At 74.5% G+C, this 20,865-nt stretch carries 17 protein-coding genes; 10 read left to right on the forward strand and 7 right to left on the reverse strand.

Annotated features, from left to right (window positions below; all coding sequences use genetic code 11):
• Nucleotides 1-96 precede the first annotated feature (96 nt).
• Entirely contained in the window at nucleotides 97-1,014 is a 918-nt protein-coding gene (locus AC1VWI_RS11670) for a 5'-3' exonuclease (protein ID WP_499516779.1), read from the forward strand.
• Here the strand turns inward: AC1VWI_RS11670 and AC1VWI_RS11675 are convergent.
• On the reverse strand, nucleotides 983-2,341 hold the full coding sequence (locus AC1VWI_RS11675; protein WP_499510904.1) for a cytochrome P450: 1,359 nt from the start codon (nucleotides 2,339-2,341) through the stop codon (nucleotides 983-985). The two genes, AC1VWI_RS11670 and AC1VWI_RS11675, sit on opposite strands and share 32 nt — an antisense overlap.
• 165 nt (nucleotides 2,342-2,506) lie before the next feature.
• Here AC1VWI_RS11675 and AC1VWI_RS11680 point away from each other — a divergent pair, with 165 nt between their 5' ends.
• The gene (locus AC1VWI_RS11680) at nucleotides 2,507-3,361 is read left to right on the forward strand and encodes a siderophore-interacting protein (RefSeq protein ID WP_499510905.1); all 855 of its coding nucleotides are present in this window, start codon (nucleotides 2,507-2,509) and stop codon (nucleotides 3,359-3,361) included.
• Between the two features lie 65 nt (nucleotides 3,362-3,426).
• Here the strand turns inward: AC1VWI_RS11680 and AC1VWI_RS11685 are convergent, their stop codons facing one another.
• The 3 genes from AC1VWI_RS11685 to AC1VWI_RS11695 all read right to left on the reverse strand — a co-directional run bounded on the left by AC1VWI_RS11685 (nucleotide 3,427) and on the right by AC1VWI_RS11695 (nucleotide 6,193).
• Nucleotides 3,427-4,203 carry an ABC transporter permease gene (locus tag AC1VWI_RS11685; RefSeq protein ID WP_499510906.1) on the reverse strand — a complete coding sequence of 259 codons (777 nt, stop codon included), beginning with the start codon at nucleotides 4,201-4,203 and terminating at the stop codon, nucleotides 3,427-3,429.
• Nucleotides 4,200-5,228: an ATP-binding cassette domain-containing protein gene (locus AC1VWI_RS11690; protein WP_499510907.1), complete on the reverse strand. Its 1,029-nt coding sequence runs from the start codon at nucleotides 5,226-5,228 to the stop codon at nucleotides 4,200-4,202. The genes AC1VWI_RS11685 and AC1VWI_RS11690 overlap by 4 nt, the downstream gene beginning before the upstream one ends.
• 257 nt (nucleotides 5,229-5,485) lie before the next feature.
• Nucleotides 5,486-6,193 (reverse strand): PadR family transcriptional regulator, encoded by a 708-nt coding sequence (locus AC1VWI_RS11695; protein ID WP_499510908.1) that lies wholly within the window; start codon nucleotides 6,191-6,193, stop codon nucleotides 5,486-5,488.
• A 222-nt stretch (nucleotides 6,194-6,415) separates the two neighbouring features.
• On the opposite strand from AC1VWI_RS11695, the gene AC1VWI_RS11700 reads away from it, so the two are divergent.
• On the forward strand, nucleotides 6,416-7,984 hold the full coding sequence (locus AC1VWI_RS11700) for an amino acid permease (protein ID WP_499510909.1): 1,569 nt from the start codon (nucleotides 6,416-6,418) through the stop codon (nucleotides 7,982-7,984).
• A 119-nt stretch (nucleotides 7,985-8,103) separates the two neighbouring features.
• A complete protein-coding gene (locus AC1VWI_RS11705; protein ID WP_499510910.1) occupies nucleotides 8,104-8,331 on the forward strand; it encodes a DUF6011 domain-containing protein in 228 nt (75 codons plus the stop codon).
• A 13-nt stretch (nucleotides 8,332-8,344) separates the two neighbouring features.
• On the opposite strand, the gene AC1VWI_RS11710 is transcribed toward AC1VWI_RS11705, so the two are convergent.
• Nucleotides 8,345-8,641, reverse strand: coding sequence for a hypothetical protein (locus tag AC1VWI_RS11710; RefSeq protein WP_499510911.1), 297 nt, complete (start codon nucleotides 8,639-8,641; stop codon nucleotides 8,345-8,347).
• A gap of 258 nt (nucleotides 8,642-8,899) precedes the next feature.
• Here AC1VWI_RS11710 and AC1VWI_RS11715 point away from each other — a divergent pair, with 258 nt between their 5' ends.
• Nucleotides 8,900-9,142 (forward strand): hypothetical protein, encoded by a 243-nt coding sequence (locus AC1VWI_RS11715; RefSeq protein WP_499510912.1) that lies wholly within the window; start codon nucleotides 8,900-8,902, stop codon nucleotides 9,140-9,142.
• A gap of 3 nt (nucleotides 9,143-9,145) precedes the next feature.
• Nucleotides 9,146-10,087, forward strand: a complete 942-nt coding sequence (locus AC1VWI_RS11720) for an ADP-ribosylglycohydrolase family protein (RefSeq protein WP_499510913.1) — start codon at nucleotides 9,146-9,148, stop codon at nucleotides 10,085-10,087.
• 15 nt (nucleotides 10,088-10,102) lie between these two features.
• Here the strand turns inward: AC1VWI_RS11720 and AC1VWI_RS11725 are convergent, their stop codons facing one another.
• Nucleotides 10,103-10,780 carry a TetR/AcrR family transcriptional regulator gene (locus AC1VWI_RS11725; protein ID WP_499510914.1) on the reverse strand — a complete coding sequence of 226 codons (678 nt, stop codon included), beginning with the start codon at nucleotides 10,778-10,780 and terminating at the stop codon, nucleotides 10,103-10,105.
• A gap of 353 nt (nucleotides 10,781-11,133) precedes the next feature.
• Between AC1VWI_RS11725 and AC1VWI_RS11730 the strand changes: the two genes are divergently transcribed.
• The 4 genes from AC1VWI_RS11730 to AC1VWI_RS11745 all read left to right on the forward strand — a co-directional run bounded on the left by AC1VWI_RS11730 (nucleotide 11,134) and on the right by AC1VWI_RS11745 (nucleotide 18,012).
• On the forward strand, nucleotides 11,134-11,898 hold the full coding sequence (locus AC1VWI_RS11730) for an urea amidolyase associated protein UAAP1 (RefSeq protein WP_499516780.1): 765 nt from the start codon (nucleotides 11,134-11,136) through the stop codon (nucleotides 11,896-11,898).
• Nucleotides 11,895-12,503 carry an urea amidolyase associated protein UAAP2 gene (locus tag AC1VWI_RS11735; RefSeq protein ID WP_499510915.1) on the forward strand — a complete coding sequence of 203 codons (609 nt, stop codon included), beginning with the start codon at nucleotides 11,895-11,897 and terminating at the stop codon, nucleotides 12,501-12,503. Before AC1VWI_RS11730 ends, AC1VWI_RS11735 begins: the two co-directional genes overlap by 4 nt.
• The gene (gene uca, locus AC1VWI_RS11740) at nucleotides 12,500-16,081 is read left to right on the forward strand and encodes an urea carboxylase (RefSeq protein ID WP_499510916.1); all 3,582 of its coding nucleotides are present in this window, start codon (nucleotides 12,500-12,502) and stop codon (nucleotides 16,079-16,081) included. The genes AC1VWI_RS11735 and uca overlap by 4 nt, the downstream gene beginning before the upstream one ends.
• Before the next feature lie 263 nt (nucleotides 16,082-16,344).
• Complete coding sequence (locus AC1VWI_RS11745; protein ID WP_499510917.1) at nucleotides 16,345-18,012, forward strand: allophanate hydrolase; 1,668 nt, start codon at nucleotides 16,345-16,347, stop codon at nucleotides 18,010-18,012.
• A 17-nt stretch (nucleotides 18,013-18,029) separates the two neighbouring features.
• On the opposite strand, the gene AC1VWI_RS11750 is transcribed toward AC1VWI_RS11745, so the two are convergent.
• Nucleotides 18,030-20,864: a DEAD/DEAH box helicase gene (locus AC1VWI_RS11750; RefSeq protein ID WP_499510918.1), complete on the reverse strand. Its 2,835-nt coding sequence runs from the start codon at nucleotides 20,862-20,864 to the stop codon at nucleotides 18,030-18,032.
• Nucleotide 20,865 lies beyond the last annotated feature (1 nt).

A 20,865-nucleotide genomic window follows, 5' to 3' on the forward strand; every position in this document is an offset into this window, starting at 1 on the left:
CGGCGGCTGCCCCGACCCGGGCGGGGCAAACCGTTCCGTGACGGAGGTCACGGTGTCGGCGGCGTGCGGCATCATCGGCGTGTGACTCGACGCCTGATGCTCCTGGACACCGCCAGCCTCTACTTCCGCGCGTACTTCGGCGTGCCCGACTCGGTGCGCGCGCCGGACGGCACGCCGGTCAACGCCGTGCGCGGCCTGCTGGACTTCATCGCCCGCCTGGTCGCCGACCACTCCCCCGACGACCTGGTGGCCTGCATGGACGCGGACTGGCGGCCGCAGTGGCGGGTGGACCTGATCCCCTCGTACAAGGCGCACCGCGTCGCCGAGGAGGTCCCCGGCGGCTCGGACGTCGAGGAGGTCCCGGACACCCTGTCGCCGCAGGTCCCGGTGATCGAGGCGGTGCTGGACGCGCTGGGCATCGCCCGGGTGGGTGTCGCCGGCTACGAGGCGGACGACGTGATCGGCACCCTGACGGGCCGGGCGCCCGGCCCGGTGGACATCGTGACGGGTGACCGCGACCTGTTCCAGCTGGTGGACGACGCCCGCGGGGTGCGGGTGCTGTACCCGCTCAAGGGCGTCGGCTCGCTGGACGTGGTGGACGAGGCCTGGCTGCGCGGCAAGTACGGCGTGGACGGCCCCGGTTACGCGGACCTGGCGCTGCTGCGCGGCGACCCGAGCGACGGCCTGCCGGGCGTGCCGGGCATCGGCGAGAAGACGGCGGCGAAGCTGCTGGAGGCGTACGGCGACCTGGCCGGGATCATGGCCGCCGCCCACGACCCCGCCTCGAAGGTCACCCCGGCGCAGCGCAAGCGGCTGCAGGAGGCCGGGGACTACGTGGCCGTCGCACCCAAGGTGGTGCGGGTGGCCTCCGACGTGCCGCTGCCGGAGTTCACCCCGCAGCTGCCGCGGGAGCCGCGCCGGCCTCAGGAGCTGGCCGCGCTGGCCGAGCGCTGGGGGCTGGGCGGCTCGCTGCAGCGGCTGCTCAGCGTGCTGGGGCCGGAACGGGCCGGGTGACGGCGAGGACGTCCCGGTCGGGCTGGAGGGTGAGGCCGACGGTGGGGCGGATCTCCTCGTCGCCGGTGTCCAGGTGGAAGCGGCTGCCGAGGGTGGCCAGCACGATCACCGCCTCGACCATCGCGAAGCGCGCGCCGAGGCAGGCCCGGGTGCCCCCGCCGAAGGGGAACCAGGTGTGGTCGGTGACCGGGTCGGGCGCCCCGTCCAGCCAGCGCTCGGGGCGGAACTCCTCGGGCTCCGGCCACCAGCGCGGGTCGCGGTGGGTGGCCCAGGGGCTGATCCAGACCTGGGTGCCGGCCGGGACGGGCTCACCGCCGAGGGTGGCGCCCTCCCCCGCGACCGCGAGGTTGAGCCAGACCGTGGGCCGCACGCGCAGGGTCTCCTTCACGACGGCCTCGGTCCAGCGCAGTTCAGCGTAGTCGTCGAAGCCCGGGGTGCGGCCGCCGAGCACCCGGTCCAGTTCCTCGGTGAGCGCCTCACGCGCCTGAGGGTTGCGGGACAGCAGGTGCCAGGCCCAGGTCAGGGTGGTGGCGGTGGTCTCGTGCCCCGCGTTGTAGAGGGTGACGGTCTCGTCCCTGATCTCCCTGTCGGTGAGCGGGACGCCGTGTTCGTCGACGGCGGCCAGCAACCGGCTGAGCAGGTCGTCGCGTTCGCCGCCGGCCTCACGGCGGACGGCGACGATCCGGGCGACCTCGGCGTCGAGGGTGTCGACGGCGGCCTTGAAGCGGATCCGCCCCGGGGTGCGGAACCAGTCGGGCAGCATCGCGCCCAGTCCGCGGAACTCGGCGCCCATCTGCTGCTGGGCGGCGTCCATGCAGCGGCCGATGACCTCCTCGCGGACGGCGGCGTCGGTGCCGAACACGGTCCGTACGGCGATGCGCTGGGTCAGCCCGGTCATCTCGCGGCGCACGTCGATCCGTTCGCCCCCGTTCCAGCGGTCGGCGACCTCCCGTGCGCAGTCGGCCATGGTCGCCGCGTACGCGCGCACCTGCTTGGGCCGTACCGAGGGCTGGACGAGGGAGCGCTTGCGGCGCCAGTCGGCGCCCTTGGCCACCACGACCCCCTCGCCCATCAGGTAGCGGAAGGACCAGCCGAGGTCGGGCAGCGAGAAGGTGGACTCGCGGGCCGAGAGCAGTTCCCCGATGAGCGCGGGATCATTGAGGAAGCGCGCGGGGGTGCGGCCCATGGCCCAGGTGACCTGCCCGGACCCGCACTCGCGGAGCGCGGTGAAGAAGGCGAGCGGGTCCTTGGCGAACTGCGGGAGGTTCCCCAGCAGCGGCACCCCGCGCGGTCCTGCGGTGATCGCGGTGGCGGTGTCGGAAGCCATGTGCGCCGGCCTCCCGGGTAGCGTCTGATCGCGTCCGTCCCATCAAAATCGGAGAACGGCGGATCGGAACCGGTGTTCGAAGATCTCGTGATCTTTCCGAGACCGGGCTGCACAGGGCGGGCCAGATGGGTTAGGCTTGCCTAACTTAGTGCGAGGAGTGTGCTCATGGCAGACCGTCCGGTGCGCAGGAAGCCGCAGCTCAACCGCGCGCGGGTGCAGCACGTGGAACGGCTGACCCCGCACATGATCCGCGTGGTCCTCGGCGGTGAGGGCCTGGCGGGATTCCCCGTGGGCGAGTACAGCGACCACTACATCAAGCTGCTGTTCCCGGTCGAGGGCGTGCGCTACCCCGAGCCGTTCGACATCCAGCGGATCCGCGCCGAGTTCCCCCGCGACCAGTGGCCGCGCATCCGGACGTACACCGTGCGCCGGTGGAACGCGGAGGCGCGCGAGCTGACGGTCGACTTCGTGTACCACGGCGACGAGGGCCTGGCCGGCCCGTGGGCCGCGCGCGTCCAGCCCGGCGAGGAGGTGCTCTTCCTCGGCCCCGGCGGCGCCTACGCGCCCGGCTCCGCGGCCGACTGGCATCTGCTCGTGGGCGACGAGAGCGCGCTGCCGGCGATCGCCGCCTCGCTGGAGCGGCTGCCCGAGGGCGCTCCCGCCCGGGTGTTCGTCGAGGTGTCCGGCCCGGAGGAGGAGCAGAAGCTCCCCACGCCCGGCAACGCCGAGGTCACCTGGGTGCACCGCGGCTCCCGGCCGGTGGGCGAGGCCCTGCTCCACGTCGTGTCCGGGCTGGAGTTCCCGCCGGGTGACGTGCAGGCCTTCGTCCACGGCGAGGCGGGCTTCGTCAAGCAGCTGCGCCGTCTGCTGCGCGTCGAGCTGGGCGTGCCGCGTGAACGGCTGTCGATCTCGGGGTACTGGCGCACCGGCCACGACGAGGACGGCTGGCAGGCCTCCAAGCCCGAGTGGAACCGCCGCATCGAGGAGGAGCAGGAGCCGCCGCGGGCGCTCGCTTCCTGACGTCGCGTACGCACCAGGCGTGACCCCGCCGTGGGGTCACGCCCGGTCGTCGTACCGGCCGGGTCTCAGACCGACTTCTGGTACGAGCGGAAGGTGCGGGTCGACAGCCCGACCGCGGCGACCGCCACCACCAGCAGCGCGCCGCCGCGGGTGAGCACCGCACCCCAGTCGGGGCTGTCGGCCATCGCGGAACGGCTCGCGACGAGCGCCCAGTTCATCGGGTTGACGTCGGCGACGTGCCGCATCCAGGACGGCATCAGCGCGGGCGCCATGAAGGCGGAGGACAGGAAGGTCAGCGGCAGCAGCAGGAAGGTGTTGATGCCGATGATGCTCTCGCGCTGCCGCACCAGCATGCCCATGGCGTTGGAGAACGCCCCGACCAGCGTGCCCAGCAGCACCGACGCCACGACGAGCACCAGCAGCCCGACGGCGCCGCCGGGGTAGTCGGCGCCGCCGAGCTTGCCGAGGGCGACGATGGCGACGGACTGCAGGGCGGTGCTGAGCCCCTGGGAGACGACGTTGCCGTTGATGAGCGCGGCGCGGCTGACCGGGGTGGTGAGGAAGCGGTTGAGGGTGCCGCGCTCGATCTCCTCCAGCGTGCCCATGCCGGCCCACATGCTGGAGGACAGCGCGCTCATCACGACCACGCCCGGGACGAGGTAGTCCAGGTACGATCCGCCGCCGAAGCCGGGCAGCTCCACCACGCGGCGGAAGAGCGCGCCGAACAGGAAGAGCCAGATCACCGGCTGCACCAAGGTGATGAGCAGGTACGCGGGCTGGCGCCAGAACGCCATGAGATGACGCTGCGTCATGTACCAGGTCTGGGTGAGCGCGACGCTCATCGGGCACCTCCGGCGGGCGCGGGGACGGTCGCGGACCCGGCCGCGGGGGTGGCGGTGTCGGCGTCGGCGAACCGGCGCCCGGCGTAGCGGAGGTACACGTCGTCCAGTGAGGGCCGGGCGACGGTGACGGAGGCGACGGCGGCGCCTTCGCGCTCCAGGACGGCGAGCACGTGCGGCACGGCCGCGGCGCCGTCGTCGGCGCGGGCGCTGAGCCGGCGGCCGTCCAGCCGTGCCTCGCGCACGCCCGCGAACTCGCCGAGTGCCGTCTCCAGGAGGTGGGCGTCGACCGGGCCGGCCGGCTCGCGTAGTTCCACGTGCACGGCGTCGCCGCGCAGTTCGCCCTTGAGCCCGTCGGGGGTGCCCTCGGCGACGACCCGGCCGCGGTCGACGATCGCGATGCGCCCGGCGAGCCGGTCGGCCTCCTCCAGGTAGTGCGTGGTGAGCAGGATGGTGAGGCCGTCGTCGCCCGCCAGGCGCGCGATCTCCTCCCACATCGCGGTGCGCGCCTCGGGGTCGAGGCCGGTGGTCGGCTCGTCGAGGAAGAGCACCTCGGGACGGTGGACCAGACCGAGCGCGACGTCCAGGCGCCGCTGCATGCCGCCGGAGTAGGTCTTCACCGGCCGCGCCGCGGCGTCGGCCAGGTCGAAGCGGGTGAGGAGCTCCTCGACGCGGCGGTCGAGCGCGGCGCCGCGCAGCCCGTACAGCCGGCCCTGCAGCCGCAGGTTCTCCGCGCCCGTGGCGACCGGGTCGGCGCCCGACCTCTGGGCGACGACACCGATGGCCCGGCGCACCCGGTCGGGGTGGCGCAGGGCGTCGTGACCCGCGACGAGGGCGGTGCCGGAGTCGGGACGGGCCAGGGTGGTCAGGATCTTCACCGTGGTGGACTTCCCGGCGCCGTTGGGGCCGAGCAGCCCGAAGACGGTACCGGGCTCCACGGTGACGCCCATCCCGTCGAGGGCGCGCACGTCCCCGGGATAGGTCTTGACGAGGTCGTGCGCCACGATCGCGGGCGCGCGTGTGCTCATGACAGATTCCTCCGCCTGCCAAGGGGGCCGTGCCTGCACGGCCCGGTGATCGGTCGGTTCGCGGGCCCGTGACGGGCCGCACGGTGGCCCTGGTGAACGGGCCTTCCACGAACGGCCGGACCGATCGGCGGGGGGACTGCCGGGCTATCCTGGGTGTGCCGCACCTCGATCGCCTGGCGACTGTTCCCGCAGCCGTCCGGTCCGGGGTCACCGCCCCCGGCGCGCGCTGTTCCCGCAGCGAGCGCCGGGGGCGTTCCTCATGTCGGTGTCGCGTCGGGGCCGCTCCGCCTCCGCAGCTCCTCCCTGAAGTGCCGCGCGGTGGCCGATTCCTCGGCCCCCTCCTCGGACTCCGTCCAGGCTTCGGGCATCTCACCGGTCTCATGCCAGCGCCGCCACTCGGCGGCGCCGGAGATGGTCCCCTTCCCGAGTTCGCCGAGGAAGCCGCGGATCCACTGCGCCTCGGCCTCGAGCATGTGGACCTGGTACTCGGTCTCGATCAGGAACATCCGCGGCAGGTCGTGCCGGAGCCTGGCGAGCACGCCGTGGACGCCGGCCGCCTGCACCTCCAGCTTCGCGACCCGCTCGGTGAGCAGGTCGACCACCTCGTCGGCGGGCAGCACGAGCAGCAGCGACAGCGCCGCCTCGAAGGCCGGGTACTCACGCACCGGGACGGCGACCAGGTCGGCGAGCCAGTCGTGCAGCTCCTCCCGGCCGGCCTCGGTCAGCCCGTAGAGCGTGCGCTCGGGGCGGTTGCCCTGCCGCTGCACGCCGGTGACTTCCACGAAGCCGTGCTTCTCGAGGTTCTGCACGACGGTGTAGAGCGAGCCGTAATTGATCTTGATGCTCTGCTCCTTGCCCCGCTGCCGCAGCACCTGGGCGATCTCGTACGGATGCATGGGGCGTTCGCCGAGCGTCGCCATGACGGCGAGGGCCAGCGGGTTGCCGAGCTTGCGGCGCTTGGCCATGCCCGTATACCTCCGCACACTCGCTCCCGTATATCCGCGACCGAACATATCGCGAGTCACCCATCCTGACAAGCGCGATACATCGCGAATCGCAGGAAGGGTCGCGCCGGCCCGACGGCGGTGAGCACCTTGGAGCGTCGCGGACATGAACGTGACACGCGGGCGAAATGGACCGCCCCTAATTTCTGTCACCCGACAGGAATCCAGCGACAGGGGTCCGCCATGACCACCACCGCACCGTCCGCGCCCTCCGCTCCCCCGCCGCCCCCGCCGGCCTCCGACGACGGCACCCTCGCCGGCTTCGGCTACCGCCAGGAACTGCACCGCAGCATGGGGCGCTACGCCTCCTTCGCCGCGGGCTTCTCCTTCATCTCCGTCCTGACGACGGTCTTCCAGTTCTTCGCCTTCGGCTTCTCCTCCGGCGGTGCCGCCTTCTTCTGGACCTGGCCCGCGGTGCTCGCCGGGCAGCTGCTGGTCGCCGCCTGCTTCGCCGAACTCGCCGCCCGCTACCCGCTGTCCGGGGCGATCTACCAGTGGTCGACCCGGCTCAGCACACCGACGTGGGGCTGGTTCGCCGGATGGATCATGGTGATCGGCCAGGTGGTGGTCGTGGCGGCCGCCGCGCTCGCCCTGCAGGTCGTCCTGCCCGCGATCTGGCCGGGCTTCCAGGTCCTCGGCGGCGATCCGGCGCCCACCACCGCGACCGGGGCGGCCAACGCGGCGCTGCTCGGCGTGGTGCTGCTGGCCCTCACGACCGTGGTCAACACGCTCGACAACCGGGTCATGTCGGCCGTCAACCGCGTCGGCGTCACCGCGGAGATCATCGGCGCGGGCCTCATCGTCGTCCTGCTGTTCACGCACGCCGAGCGCGGCCCCGGCGTCACCCTCCACACCGGCGGCCAGGGCGGCGCCGTCGGCGCGCTCCTCGTCGGCTCCTTCACCGCCGCGTACGTCCTCATCGGTTTCGACAGCGCCGGCGAGATGAGCGAGGAGACGCGCTCGCCGCGCCGCACCGCCCCGCGCACCATCCTCACCGCCCTCGCCGCGGCCGGCGCCCTCGGCGGACTGCTCCTGCTCGGCGGACTGCTCGCCGCCCCGAGCCTCACCGACGGGCGGCTCGCGACGGAGGGCCTGAGCTACGTCCTGACCAGCAGCCTCGGCGCGGGCGTCGGGAAGGCCCTGCTGGCCGACGTCGCCGTCGCCATCGCCGTGGCCACGCTCGCCATCCAGACCGCCGGCACCCGCATGCTCTTCTCCATGGCCCGCGACGGCGTCCTCCCGTTCTCCGCCCGCCTGTCCCGGGTCTCGCCCCGCACCGGCATGCCCGTCGCGCCCGCGCTCGTCGTCGGTGTCGCGGCGGCCGCGCTCTGCCTGCTCAACCTCCTGTCCCCGGACGCCTTCCTGGCCATCGGCACCACCTGCATCGCCATGCTGTACCTGGCCTACGCCATGGTCACCGGCCCGATGCTGCTGCGCCGGCTGCGCGGCGAGCGCTTCGGCGCCGGCGGGACGGACGAGCGGGGCCGCCCGCTGTTCTCCCTAGGCCGCTGGGGCCTGCCCGTCAACGCGCTGGCCCTGCTCTACGGGCTGGTCATGACGGTCAACCTCGCCTGGCCGCGGGCCGCGGTCTACGACCCGGCCGGCGGCCACTGGTACTTCCAGTGGTTCACCGTGCTGTTCCTGCTGGGCAGCGTGGGTGCGGGGATCGCGTGGCGGCTGCTGAGGGCGCGTCCGGCACGCTCGGCGGAGAACGCCCGCCTCACCGAGGCCCTCCCGGAACCGACCCGGTAGGCACGGCAGTTCGAGGGCACGACGCCCCTCCCCGTCTCGACCTCGGGGAGGGGCGTACGGCACCAGTGTCGCACCGGCCACCGACAGCGGCCGGGGGCCGGCGCTGCCACACTGGCCGCATGGCCGTACCCGCACCCGAGCCGTCACCCCTGCCCGGCCTGTCGCCCGAAGGGCAGCCGGCGCAGGAGCGCCCGACCGTCCTCTGCGCCGACTGCCACCGGCCCCTCACCGCGCACGACGCCCGGCTGTGGGGCCGGGGCCGCGGCTGCCGGCGCAAACACGGACTCGGCACGGCGCCGCGGACCGGGCGCTTCGACGTCGAGCAGGAGCAACTGCCGGGGACGTGAACACGTGCCCGGGCTATGCCACGGGAACGAACGGCTTCTTGCACACGAGGCAGATCATCTTCCGCTGCCACTCCGCGTTCGCGCGCTTCGCGGCCGCCACCCTGCCCCGTTCCCGCAGACCCCACACGACGCCGACGACGGCCACCAGCAGCCCGGCGAGGATCGCGCCCGACACGAGCAGCGCCACCCCCGACAGGAGCAGTCCCAGCGGCCACGCGAAGGCACCCTCGGCCTTCGGCGGCCGTCCGAGATCAGCCTTCAACGGCGAACCCGGCTCGACCGTCGCCTCGAACAACTGCAGGCTCTGCACCCGCGTCGACCCGCACGACTCGTTCGTGCACCGCAATTCCGCCATCAACGCCCCCGATTCGACTGCCGGATGACGGAAGCGTGGGGCTCACCGGCCCATGGTCACCATCCGTCGGGCGTGGGGTGTGAGGCGACTCACTATTCATCGACAAACCGACAAGGCGCCTGCCTCGCCCGGGCGCCGGGCGCTCGCGGCCCCAAGCACGTCCGCGGCCGACCCGATGCCTCGCCTGCCGTGGCGGACGCGTACGGTACAGCCGTGAAATCCGCGCACTGGACCGCCGTGGTCCTGGCCCTCGCCGCGCTCGGCGTCGTCGTCGGTGTCGCCGTCGCTGTCGCCGAGGGCAATCACGCCCCGGTCGTCATGCCCTCACTGCCCATCACGGTGCTCCTGCCCGTCGGCCTCGGGCTCGGAGCCCGCCACGCGTGGCGTAAGGCGACCGGGCGCGGCACGCCGTCCGTCGGCGTGGACCACCGTGCATGGCAGTCGCGCGGCCGGTGACAAATGACGCACCGTAAGGAACGCGCTGCGGGCGCGATCGTCGGATCGGCCGTCGGCGACGCGCTCGGCGCGCCCTTCGAGTTCGGCCCGGCGGGCGCGTTCAGTGCCCGCTTCCCCGCACCGGGCGCCGGTGCCGAGATGTGCGGAGGCGGCGGCTGGGACCCCGGTGAGGCCACCGACGACACGCAGATGGCGGTGCTCGTGGCCGACTCCCTGCTGGAGTCGGGCACGCTCGACCTCCCCGACGTCTTCGCGCGGTTCGTGCGGTGGGCGGCCGCCGACCCCAAGGACATCGGCCTGCAGACCGAGGCCGTCCTGACCTCCGGCGACCCCTGGGACCTGGCCGCGGCGGTGCACTTCCAGACGCATCACCGGGCGGCGGGCAACGGCGCCCTGATGCGGGCCGCCCCCGCCGCCGTCCACTTCGCCGGACACGGACGCGCGGCCTCCCTGGACGCCGCACGCAGGATCGCCGCCCTCACCCACGGCGACCGCGCCGCATGGGAGGGCAGCGCGATCCTCCACGACCTGGTACGCGTGGCCCTCGACGGCGGCGACCCGGTCGCCCCCGCCGTCGTGGCCGACGCGCTGGCGCAGGTCCCCGAGCCCTTCCACGAGCGGTGGGCCGCCGTCCTCGCGCCCGGCTGGCACCCCGGCCTGGCCACGGAGTTCAACGGCGCCGTCTGGCCGTGCCTCGGTTCGGCGGTCTGGGCCGTGCGGGCCACCGGCGGCTTCGAGGCCGCGCTGCGTGCCGCGGTCGACCTGGGCGGCGACACCGACACCGTCGCCGCCGTCACGGGGACCCTCGCCGGCGCGGTGTACGGCCTCGCTGCCGTACCCGAGCGCTGGACGGCCCACCTGCACGTGCCGGTACCGGGCTGGCCCGGCCGCGTCCTGCGCGTCGCCGACCTGATCGCCCTGGCGGCCCGGCTGACCGGGGACTGACCTCCCGGGGCCGCGTCACACCGCCAGCAGGGCCTCGCCCTCGCGGTGCAGGGCGGCCAGGCCGCCGTCCGGGCAGCCGGCGACGCGCAGCGCCGCGTCGGCGGTCGCGGAGGCGAAGGCCGGCCCGTCGGGGATCGGGTTGTCGCGCCGGATGAGGATGACGCCCTCGATGAGGCCGAAGACGAGGTCGGCACGGACCGCGAGGTCGGCGGTGCCGAGCGCGGCGCCCGGCACCGTGGCGGCCAGCAGGGCGGCGTAGGCGGCCTTCAACTCGTCCCGCACGGCGCGGAAACCGGCGAAGCGCTCGGCACGGACCTCGGGGAGCAGGTAGAGCGCGCCGAGGTTGTGCGGCCCCCCGCACAACAGGGCGACATCCGCCCGGCACAGCGCCCACAGCCGGGCCTCGGCAGGGGCGTCCGTGCGGGCGACGAGCGAGTGCGCGAGGTCCAGGGACGGGCGGACGGTGCCCTCCAGGAGCGCGGCGAGGAGGTCCTCCTTGCCGCCGAAGTAGTGGTACATCGAGGCCTGCCGCATCCCGGCGCGCTCGGCGACGGCGCGGGTCGTGGTGGCCGCGTAGCCCTGTGTGCTGAACAGTTCGGCCGCGGCGGCCAGCAGTTCCTCGCGGGCGGTCAGGCCGCTGTCCGGCCGCGCCTGCGCGCGCGGCCGCCCGACACGCCGTCCCGTGGTGCTCACGCCTCGATCCTCGCACAGCCACCCGGACACCCGGCGGCCCCGGCCCCCGCACGCGGGGCGGCACACGGCACGGGTGCCGCCGAGCGCCCGTCCGCCGCCCGGCCCCGCGGCGAACCCCGAAGTGACCGGTGCCGCCCGGCGCCCGGGCGACGCCCCGGCACCACCGGGATCACGCGCCGCGCGGGCGTGAGCACCCGGTAACCGTCAGGAAACGCACGGGCAACGGCGCCGAATCCACCACCGCTTAATTTCTGTCGGACGACAGAAATTGGAGGTGGAACGCCGTGTCGACAGGGACGCCTCACGGAGCCCGGGACCACGCCCGCGCGCAGGAGGGGACACGGGTGGACGCCATGCCCGTGCTGCCCGCCGCGCACTGGCCAAAGCGGCCGCCGCCCGGTGTCGAGCCGCGGGACCTGGTCTGGGCGGAGACCGTCGCGGGGGGCACCTACACGCACAAGGTGCTGGCCCGCGGCACCGGACTGCGGCTCACCGACCTGACGGGCGACGCCTGCGCCCACCTGCTGCTGTACGTCGCCGACCGCCCCTGGGAGCGGCTCAACACCGCCGACACGGTGAAGGTGCTGTGGAACGCCTACCTCGGCGCGGGCCACCTGCTCCTGTCCGACCAGGGCCGGGTGCTCGCCTCGGTCGTGGCCGACACCGGCGGCCGGCACGACGCGCTCTGCGGCACCTCGACCGACGTCCGCAACACCACGCTGTACGGGGACGGTTCGGCGCACGGCCCCTCCCCCGCGGGCCGCGAGCTGCTGAAGCTGGCCGCGCTGAAGAACGGCCTGGAGCCGCGCGACCTGCCGCCGTCGGTCTCCTTCTTCCAGGGCGTCCGCGTCGTCGCCGACGGGAAGCTGGAGTTCACCGGCTCCGCGGGCCCCGGCGCGTCCGTCACCCTGCGCGCCGAGCAGCCGCTGACCGTCCTGATCGCGAACGTGCCGCACCCGCTGGACCCGCGGCCGGAGTACGTCTGCACGCCCCTGGAGGTGCTGGCCTGGCGCGCCGCGCCGACCGCGCCCGGGGACCCGTTGTGGGACGCCACTCCCGAGGGCCGCCGCGCCTTCCTCAACACCGCCGACCACCTCGCCGCCAGGGGGCTGCAGTGACCGGTCAGACCACCGTCGTCCCCGCCCGCGCGCCCTGGTCCGCGGTGGTCCGCGCCGGGGAGCACCTGACCGTCACCGACCTCGGCGGCAACCAGGCCGTGGACTTCCTGGTGTACGACGCCCACGACACGGCCGTCCGCTACAGCGCGCCGGACACCCTCCAGGCCCAGGGCGGGATCTTCCTGACCACCGGCAGCGTGCTGCTCTCCAACGAGCACACCCCGCTGATGACCGTCGTGGAGGACACCTGCGGCCGCCACGACACCATCGGCGGCGCCTGCTCCAAGGAGTCCAACACCCTGCGCTACGGCCACCACACCTGGTCGCAGCACGCCTGCGTGGAGAACTTCCTCGCCGAGGGCGCCAGATACGGCCTCGGCAAGCGCGACCTGGTGGGCAACGTCAACTGGTACATGAACGTGCCCGTCGAGCCCGACGGCACCCTCGGCATCGTCGACGGCATCTCCGCCCCCGGGCTCCGGATCGTGCTGCGGGCCGAGACCGACGTCCTGGTCCTGGTCTCCAACTGCCCTCAGGTCAACAACCCCTGCAACGGCTTCGACCCGACCCCGGTCGAGATGACGGTCTCGGGCGGCCGCGCATGACCCACACCGTGAGCCACGCCGCCTTCGACACCCTCCTCGTCGCCAACCGCGGCGAGATCGCCGTCCGCGTCATCCGCACCGCCCGGCGCATGGGCCTGCGCACGGTCGCCGTCTTCTCCGACCCCGACCGCTCCGCCCCGCACGTGCGCCTCGCCGACCACGCCGTACGGCTCGGCCCGGCCCCGGCCAAGGCCAGCTACCTGGACGCCGACGCCGTCCTGGCCGCCGCCCGCGCCACCGGGGCGGGGGCGGTCCACCCCGGCTACGGGTTCCTCTCCGAGGACGCCGACTTCGCGCGCCGCTGCGAGGCCGCCGGCCTGGTCTTCGTCGGGCCGACGCCGGAGCAGTTGGCGCTCTTCGGCACCAAGCACACCGCGCGCGCCGCCGCCGAGGCCGCCGGGGTGCCCCTGCTGCCGGGCACCGGGCTGCTGGCGGACCTCGACGCCGCCCTGGAGGCGGCGCGGGCCCTCGGCTACCCGGTGATGCTCAAGGCCACCGGCGGAGGCGGCGGCATCGGCATGCGGGCCTGCCGCTCCGCCGCCGAGCTGGCCGAGGCCTGGGAGGGCGTGCGGCGCGTGGCCGCGGCCTCCTTCTCCTCCGCGGGCGTGTTCCTGGAACGCCTGGTGGAGCGGGCCCGCCACGTCGAGGTGCAGGTCTTCGGCGACGGGCGGGGACGGGTCGTCGACTTCGGCGACCGCGACTGCTCACTGCAGCGCCGCAACCAGAAGGTCCTGGAGGAGGCCCCCGCCCCCGGTCTGCCGGACGCCGTGCGCCGCCGCCTCGCCGGCAGCGCCCGCGACCTGTGCGCCTCCGTCGGCTACCGCTCGGCGGGGACGGTGGAGTACGTGTACGACGCCGCCCGCGACGAGGCGTACTTCCTGGAGGTCAACACGCGCCTGCAGGTGGAGCACCCGGTGACGGAGGAGGTGTACGGCGTCGACCTCGTCGCGTGGATGCTGCGCCTCGCGCAGGGCGACACCGGTGTGGTCACGGAGCCGGGCCCGCGGCGCGGCCACGCCGTGGAGGCCCGCGTCTACGCCGAGGACCCCAGCCGCGGGCACCGGCCCGGCGCGGGCGTGCTGACCGAGGTCGCGTTCCCCGAGGGCGTCCGCGTGGACGCCTGGGTCGAGACCGGGACCGAGGTGACCACCGCGTACGACCCGATGCTGGCCAAGGTCATCGCCCACGGCACCGACCGCGAGGACGCCCTCGACCGGCTCGCCCACGCGCTCACCGCGACCCGGGTGGGCGGCATCGAAACCAACCTCGGCCTGCTGCGCGCCGCCGTCGCCGAGCCGGCGCTGCGCGCGGCCGCGCACACCACGGCGACCCTGGAGGGCGTCGCCGACCCGACGCCACGCGTCGAGGTGCTGCGGCCGGGCACGCTGACCACCGTCCAGGACTGGCCCGGCCGCACCGGGCTCTGGCACGTCGGCGTGCCGCCCTGCGGGCCGATGGACGACCTGTCCTTCCGGCTCGGCAACGAGGCGCTGGGCAATGACGAGGGCGCGCCCGGCCTGGAGTGCACCCTGCTCGGCCCGCGGCTGCGCTTCACGCACCCGACGACCGTCTGCGTCACCGGCGCGCCCGTCGCCGTGACCGTGGACGGCAGGCCGGTGCCGCAGTGGGAGCCGGTCACCGTACCGGCCGGCGGCGAGCTGGACGTACCGGCTCCGCAGGGCCCGGGGCTGCGGACGTACGTGCTGTTCGGCGACGGCGGGCTCGACGTCCCCGCATACCTGGGCAGCGCGGCCACCTTCACCCTGGGGCGGTTCGGCGGCCACGGCGGCCGGGCGCTGCGCTCCGGGGACGTGCTCCACGGGGGCGGGCCCTGCGGCGGCGCCCCGGTGCCCGTGGACCGGCGACCGGCCTTCACCACCGCGTGGCACGTCGCCGCCGTCGAAGGACCGCACGCCGCGCCCGAGTTCTTCACCGAGGACGACGTCCGCGACTTCTACGCGGCGCAGTGGAAGGTGCACTTCAACTCCGCGCGGACCGGCGTCCGCCTGGTCGGGCCCAAACCGCGCTGGGCCCGCGCCGACGGCGGTGAGGCGGGGCTGCACCCCTCCAACATCCACGACACCCCGTACGCGGTCGGCGCCGTCGACTACACCGGCGACATGCCCGTGCTTCTCGGCCCGGACGGGCCCTCGCTGGGCGGCTTCGTGTGCCCGGCGACCGTCGTCACCGGGCAGCGCTGGAAGCTGGGGCAGCTCCGTCCCGGCGACACCGTGCGGTTCGTGCCGGTCACCGAGGACACGGCGGCCGCCCTGCGGCGCTCCCCCGCCGTCGTGCCGCGCGCCTCGCGGCCCGTGCTCGGCGACGGCGGCGTCCTCGGGCGCCTTCCGGAGGGCGAGGGCCGCCCGTCGGTGACGTACCGGCGCAGCGGCGACGACAACCTGCTCGTCGAGTACGGGCCGATGCAGCTCGACCTCGCCCTGCGGATGCGCGTCCACGCCCTCGCGGAGCACCTGGCCGCGGCCGGACTGCCGGGGGTCGTCGACCTCACGCCGGGCATCCGCTCGCTCCAGGTGCACGTCGACCCGGACGTGCTGTCCACGGCCAAGCTGCTGGACTGCGTGCGCGAGGCGGAGGGGCACCTGCCGCCCGCCGGGCGGCTGGTGGTGCCCAGCCGCACCGTCCACCTGCCGCTGTCCTGGGACGACCCCGCCACGCGCGAGGCGACCGCCCGCTACATGGCGGGGGTGCGGGACGACGCGCCCTGGTGCCCCTGGAACATCGAGTTCATCCGCCGTGTCAACGGGCTGGAGTCGGTGGAGGACGTCCGCCGCACCGTCTTCGACGCGGAGTACCTGGTGCTGGGGCTCGGCGACGTCTACCTCGGCGCGCCCGTCGCGACCCCGCTCGACCCACGGCACCGGCTGGTGACCACGAAGTACAACCCGGCGCGGACCTGGACCGCCGAGAACTCCGTCGGCATCGGCGGCGCCTACCTGTGCGTGTACGGCATGGAGGGGCCCGGCGGCTACCAGTTCGTGGGCCGCACCGTCCAGGTCTGGGGGCGGGGCGCGACGGCCGGGCGGCGGCCGTGGCTGCTGCGGTTCTTCGACCGCATCAAGTGGTTCCCGGTCGAGGCCGGCGAACTGCTGGAGATGCGGGCCGACATGGCCGCAGGGCGCCTGGAACTGCGGGTCGAGGAGGGCGAGTTCGCCCTCGCCGGGCACCAGGCCTTCCTCGACGCCAACGCCGCGTCCATCGGCGCCTTCCGGGCCCGGCAGGCGGCCGCGTTCGCCGCCGAGCGGGACGCGTGGGAGGCCGCCGGGGAGTTCGCCCGTGCGGAGGCCGCCGCGTCCCCTGCGGCGGGCGCGGGCACGGCGGACGTCACGGTGCCCGAGGGCGGCAGCGCGGTCGAGGCGGAGTTCCCGGCGTCGGTGTGGCAGGTCGCGGTCCGTCCGGGTGACCGGGTACGGGCCGGGCAGCGGCTGCTGGCGCTGGAGGCGATGAAGATGGAGTCCCCGGTCGAGGCCCCCGTGGACGGCGTTGTGGACGCGGTCCTGGTCACCCCGGGGGACCAGGTCGACGCCGGCACGGTGCTGCTCACGCTGCGCCCCGGGTAGCCCGCCCCTGCTGCGCCTGCCTCCGGTGCTCGACGCCTGGGCGTCCGGCCTTTCCGACCGGTCGCCGCCGGTCCCCCGCGACCGGGACACCCGCCCGGGCCGGCCGGACACCACCCCGCGACCATCCGACCGGCCACACCCGCCGCACCCATCTCACCCCGGGCGCCACACCCACGCCCTGATCGGCGCCGGCGCCGTGATCGCGGCGCCGTCCCGGGTAGGGGGTGGCCGGGCGGGAAGACACCCGTAAAGGAGAACCCGACATGCCCACTCCAACCTCCTCCGGCACCCCCGCCCTCGACCGGGTCCGGGCCGCGTACGCGCGCATCGGCGAGGTGGACCGCCCCGAGGTGTGGATCACGCTGCGGCCGCAGGCCGACGTGGAGGCGGAGGCCGCCGCCCTGGACGCCGCTGACCCGCTGCCGCTGGCCGGGACGGTGGTCGCCGTCAAGGGGAACATCGACGTCGCGGGGCTGCCCACGACCGCCGGCTGCCCGGCGTACGCGTACCTGCCGGACGCCGACGCGCCCGCCGTGGCCCGGCTGCGCGCCGCCGGCGCGGTGGTGCTGGGGACGACCAACCTGGACCAGTTCGCGACGGGCCTGGTCGGCACCAGGAGCCCGTACGGGGCGGTGCGCAACGCGTACAACCCGGCGCGGGTCAGCGGCGGTTCGAGTGCGGGCTCGGCGGTCGCCGTGGCGCTCGGGATCGTGGACGTCGCCCTCGGCACGGACACGGCGGGTTCGGGGCGGGTGCCCGCCGCGTTCAACGGGATCGTGGGGATCAAGCCGACCCGGGGGCTGGTGCCGACCGAGGGCGTGGTGCCCGCCTGCGCGAGCCTGGACTGCGTCACGGTGTTCGCCCGCACGCTCCCGGAGGCACAGCGGGCGCTGGGTGTCGTCGCCGACGTGCCGCAGGCGCCGCCGCCCGCCCGCCGTCCGGGGCCGTGGCGCGTGGCGGTGCCGCCCCTGGAACAGCTCGGGGAGCTCGACCCGGGGTGGGCGGAGGCCTTTTCGTGGACGGCCGGACGCTTGGCCGCCGCGGGCGTGGAGGTGCGCCCGGTGGACCTGACGCCGTTCTCCGCCGCGGCGGCGCTGCTCTACGAGGGCGCCTTCGTGGCGGAGCGCTACACCGCCGTGGGTGGCTTCATCGACAAACACACCGGCAGCCCGGACCTGGACCCGACCGTCGCGCGCATCATCACCGCCGCCCGCGACATCCCCGCGCACCGCCTCCTCGCCGACCGTGAGCGGCTGGCCGCCCTCACGGACCGCGCCATGGCCGCACTCGGCGACGCCGACGCGCTGCTGCTGCCGACGGCCCCCGGGCACCCCACGCTCGCGGAGGTCGCGGCCGACCCGGTCGGGGCCAACGCCCGCCTGGGCCGGTTCACCAACTCCGCCAACCTCCTGGACATGTGCGGGGTCGCGGTCCCCGCCGGCGAGGTCGGCGGCCTGCCGTTCGGGGTGATGCTGCTGGGCCGCGCCCGCACCGAGGAGCGCCAGAGCGCCATCGCGGGCCTGCTGCGCCCCACCGTCCCCTTCTCGGTCGTCGGCGCCCACCTGTCGGGCCAGCCGCTCAACGGCGAACTGCGGGCCCTGGGCGCCCGGTTGCTCGGTGCGACCACGACCGCCGCCGAGTACCGGCTGTACGCCCTGGCGACCACGCCGCCCAAGCCCGGCCTGGTGCGCGTGCCACCGGGCCAGGGCGCGACCGTGGAGTGCGAGGTGTGGGAACTCCCCGCAGAGGGCCTCGGCCGGCTCCTCGCCGCGCTCCCCCACCCGATGGCCCTCGGCCCGGTCCGTCTCGCGGACGGCACCACCGTCCCGGGCTTCCTGTGCGAGCCGGCCGCGCTGGCGGGCGCGCGGGACATCACCGAGCACGGCGGCTGGCGGGCGTACCTCGCGGCCGCCCGCCGGAACTCGCTGTAGCTCAGCCCCGCGGCCGCTCAGCCCACCGAGGAGTACGCCACGACACCGCGCAGGAGTCCGTCGACGGCCTTGCGGGCGTTGCGCCGCACCGGGCTGCCCTCGGGGGCGGCGTCGGCGATCTGGCCGAGGACGTCGATGAGCTGCTTCGTCCAGCGCACGAAGTCGCCCGCCGGCATGTCGGCGTCGCGCAGCACCGCGTCCAGGCCGTGCCCGGAGGCCCAGCGGTGGGCGGCCCAGGCGAAGCCGAGGTCGGGTTCGCGCTGCCCGACGCCCTCGGCCTGGTTGATGCGGTGGTCCTCCTCCAGGGCGTCGAGGCGGCCCCAGATGCGGACCATCTCGCCGAGTGCCTGCTTGGCGCTGCCGGAGGGCAGGCGCGGCGGCAGGGCGTCGTCCGCGGAGCGGGACTCGTAGACCAGCGCGGAGGCGCAGGCGGCGAGGTCTGCGGGGCCGAGGCCGTCCCAGACCCCGTCACGGAGGCACTCGCTGGCCAGGAGGTCGAGCTCACCGTAGAGCCGGGCCAGCCGGCGGCCGTCGGCGGTGACCTTGTCGGCCTCGAGGTAGCCGAGGTCGGTGAGCAGGGCGCAGATCCGGTCGAAGGTGCGGGCGATGGTGTTGGTGCGGCCTTCGATGCGGCGCTCGAGCTGCTTGGTGTCGCGCTGGAGCCGCTGGTAGCGCTCGGCCCAGCGGGCGTGGTCCTCGCGCTCGTCGCAGCCGTGGCAGGGGTGCGCACGGATCTCGGTCCGCAGCCGGGCGATCTCGTTGTCGTCCGCGGCGGCCGAGCGCTGGCGGCGCTGCCGCTGCGGCGCGATGCCGGCCGTACCGGCCTTGGAGCGCATGGCGGAGGCCAGGTCGCGCCGGGACTGGGGGCTGCGCGGGTTGAAGGACTTGGGGATGCGCATCCGGTCCAGCGCCTCGACCGGCACCGGGAAGTCGATCTGCGCGAGCCGCTTGACCTGCCGCTCGGCGGTGAGCACCAGCGGGCGGGGGCCGTCGTGCTGGAACGGGTCGTGCCGGTTGTGGTGGCCTGGGCTGCGGCCGGCGGGCACGCCCGGGTCGAGGACCAGGGCCAGCCCGGCGAACTTGCCGGCCGGGACGTGGATGATGTCGCCCGGGCGGAGCTTCTCCAGCGCGTCCGCCACGGCCACCCGGCGCTGGTTCGCGCCCTGCCGGGACAGCTCGGCCTCGCGGTCCTTCAACTGCCGGCGCAGCGACATGTACTCGTTGAAGTCACCGAGGTGGCAGGTCATGGAGGACCGGTAGCCCTCCAGGCCCTCCTCGTTGCGCTGCACCTGGCGGGAGATGCCGACCACCGAGCGGTCGGCCTGGAACTGCGCGAACGAGGTCTCCAGCAGCTCACGGGAGCGGTGCCGCCCGAACTGGCCGACGAGGTTGACGGCCATGTTGTACGAGGGCTTGAAGGAGGAGCGCAGCGGATAGGTGCGCGTGCCGGCCAGACCCGCCAGGTGGACGGGGTCGAAGGCGCGCTGCCACAGCACGACCGCGTGGCCCTCGACGTCGATGCCACGGCGTCCGGCACGGCCGGTGAGCTGCGTGTACTCGCCGGGGGTGACGTCGGCGTGGGTCTCGCCGTTCCACTTGACGAGCTTCTCCAGGACCACGGAGCGGGCGGGCATGTTGATGCCCAGCGCCAGCGTCTCGGTGGCGAAGACGGCCTTGACCAGGCCCTTCACGAAGAGCTCCTCGACGACCTCCTTGAAGGTCGGCAGCATGCCGGCGTGGTGCGCGGCGATGCCCCGCTCCAGGCCCTCCAGCCACTCGAAGTAGCCGAGGACGTTCAGGTCCTCGTCGGGGATGGACTTGGTGCGCTCCTCGACGATGGCCCGGACCTTCGCCCGGTTCTCCTCGTTGTTGAGCCGCAGGCCCGCGTGGAGGCACTGCTGCACCGCCGACTCGCAGCCGGCGCGGCTGAAGATGAACGTGATCGCGGGCAGCAGCCCCTCCGCGTCCAGCCGTTCGATGACCTCGACCCGGCTGGGCGTCCAGATCCTGCGCTGCTGGCGCCGCTCGCGCTCGCGGTCGGCCTCGCGCATCCTGCCGCCGCGCCGGTCGCGGCCGTTGAAGGCGCGCTGGTTCTCCGTGCGGGCCAGCCGCACCAGGTCGGGGTTGACGGCGGCGCGCTGCCCGCCCGTGCCGGCGCCCTGCTCCTCCTCGAACAGGTCGTACATCCGGCGGCCCGCCAGGACGTGCTGCCACAGCGGCACCGGGCGGTGCTCGGAGACGATGACCTGCGTGTCGCCGCGGACGGTGTCCAGCCAGTCGCCGAACTCCTCGGCGTTGGAGACGGTCGCGGAGAGCGACACCAGGGTCACGGACTGCGGGAGGTGGATGATGACCTCCTCCCAGACCGCGCCGCGGAAGCGGTCGGAGAGGTAGTGCACCTCGTCCATGACCACGTAGCCGAGGCCGTCGAGGGCCTGGGAGCCCGCGTACAGCATGTTGCGGAGCACCTCGGTGGTCATGACCACGATCGGCGCGTCCCCGTTGACGCTGTTGTCGCCGGTCAGCAGGCCGACCCGCTCGGCGCCGTAGCGCTTGACGAGGTCGGTGAACTTCTGGTTCGACAGCGCCTTGATGGGGGTGGTGTAGAAGCACTTGCGGCCCTCGCGGAGGGCCAGGTGGACCGCGAACTCGCCCACGATGGTCTTGCCTGAGCCGGTGGGTGCCGCCACCAGCACGCCCTTGCCGGCCTCGAGGGCCTGACAGGCCTCGATCTGGAAGGGGTCCAGGCCGAACTCGTACAGCTCGCGGAAGCCCGCGAGTGCGGTGGCCTGCTCGGCGGCGCGGAGCCGGGAAGCGGCGTACCGCTCGGCGGGAGACATCTCTTCGTTCATC

This window comes from Streptomyces sp. TOM-9 (assembly GCF_056858595.1).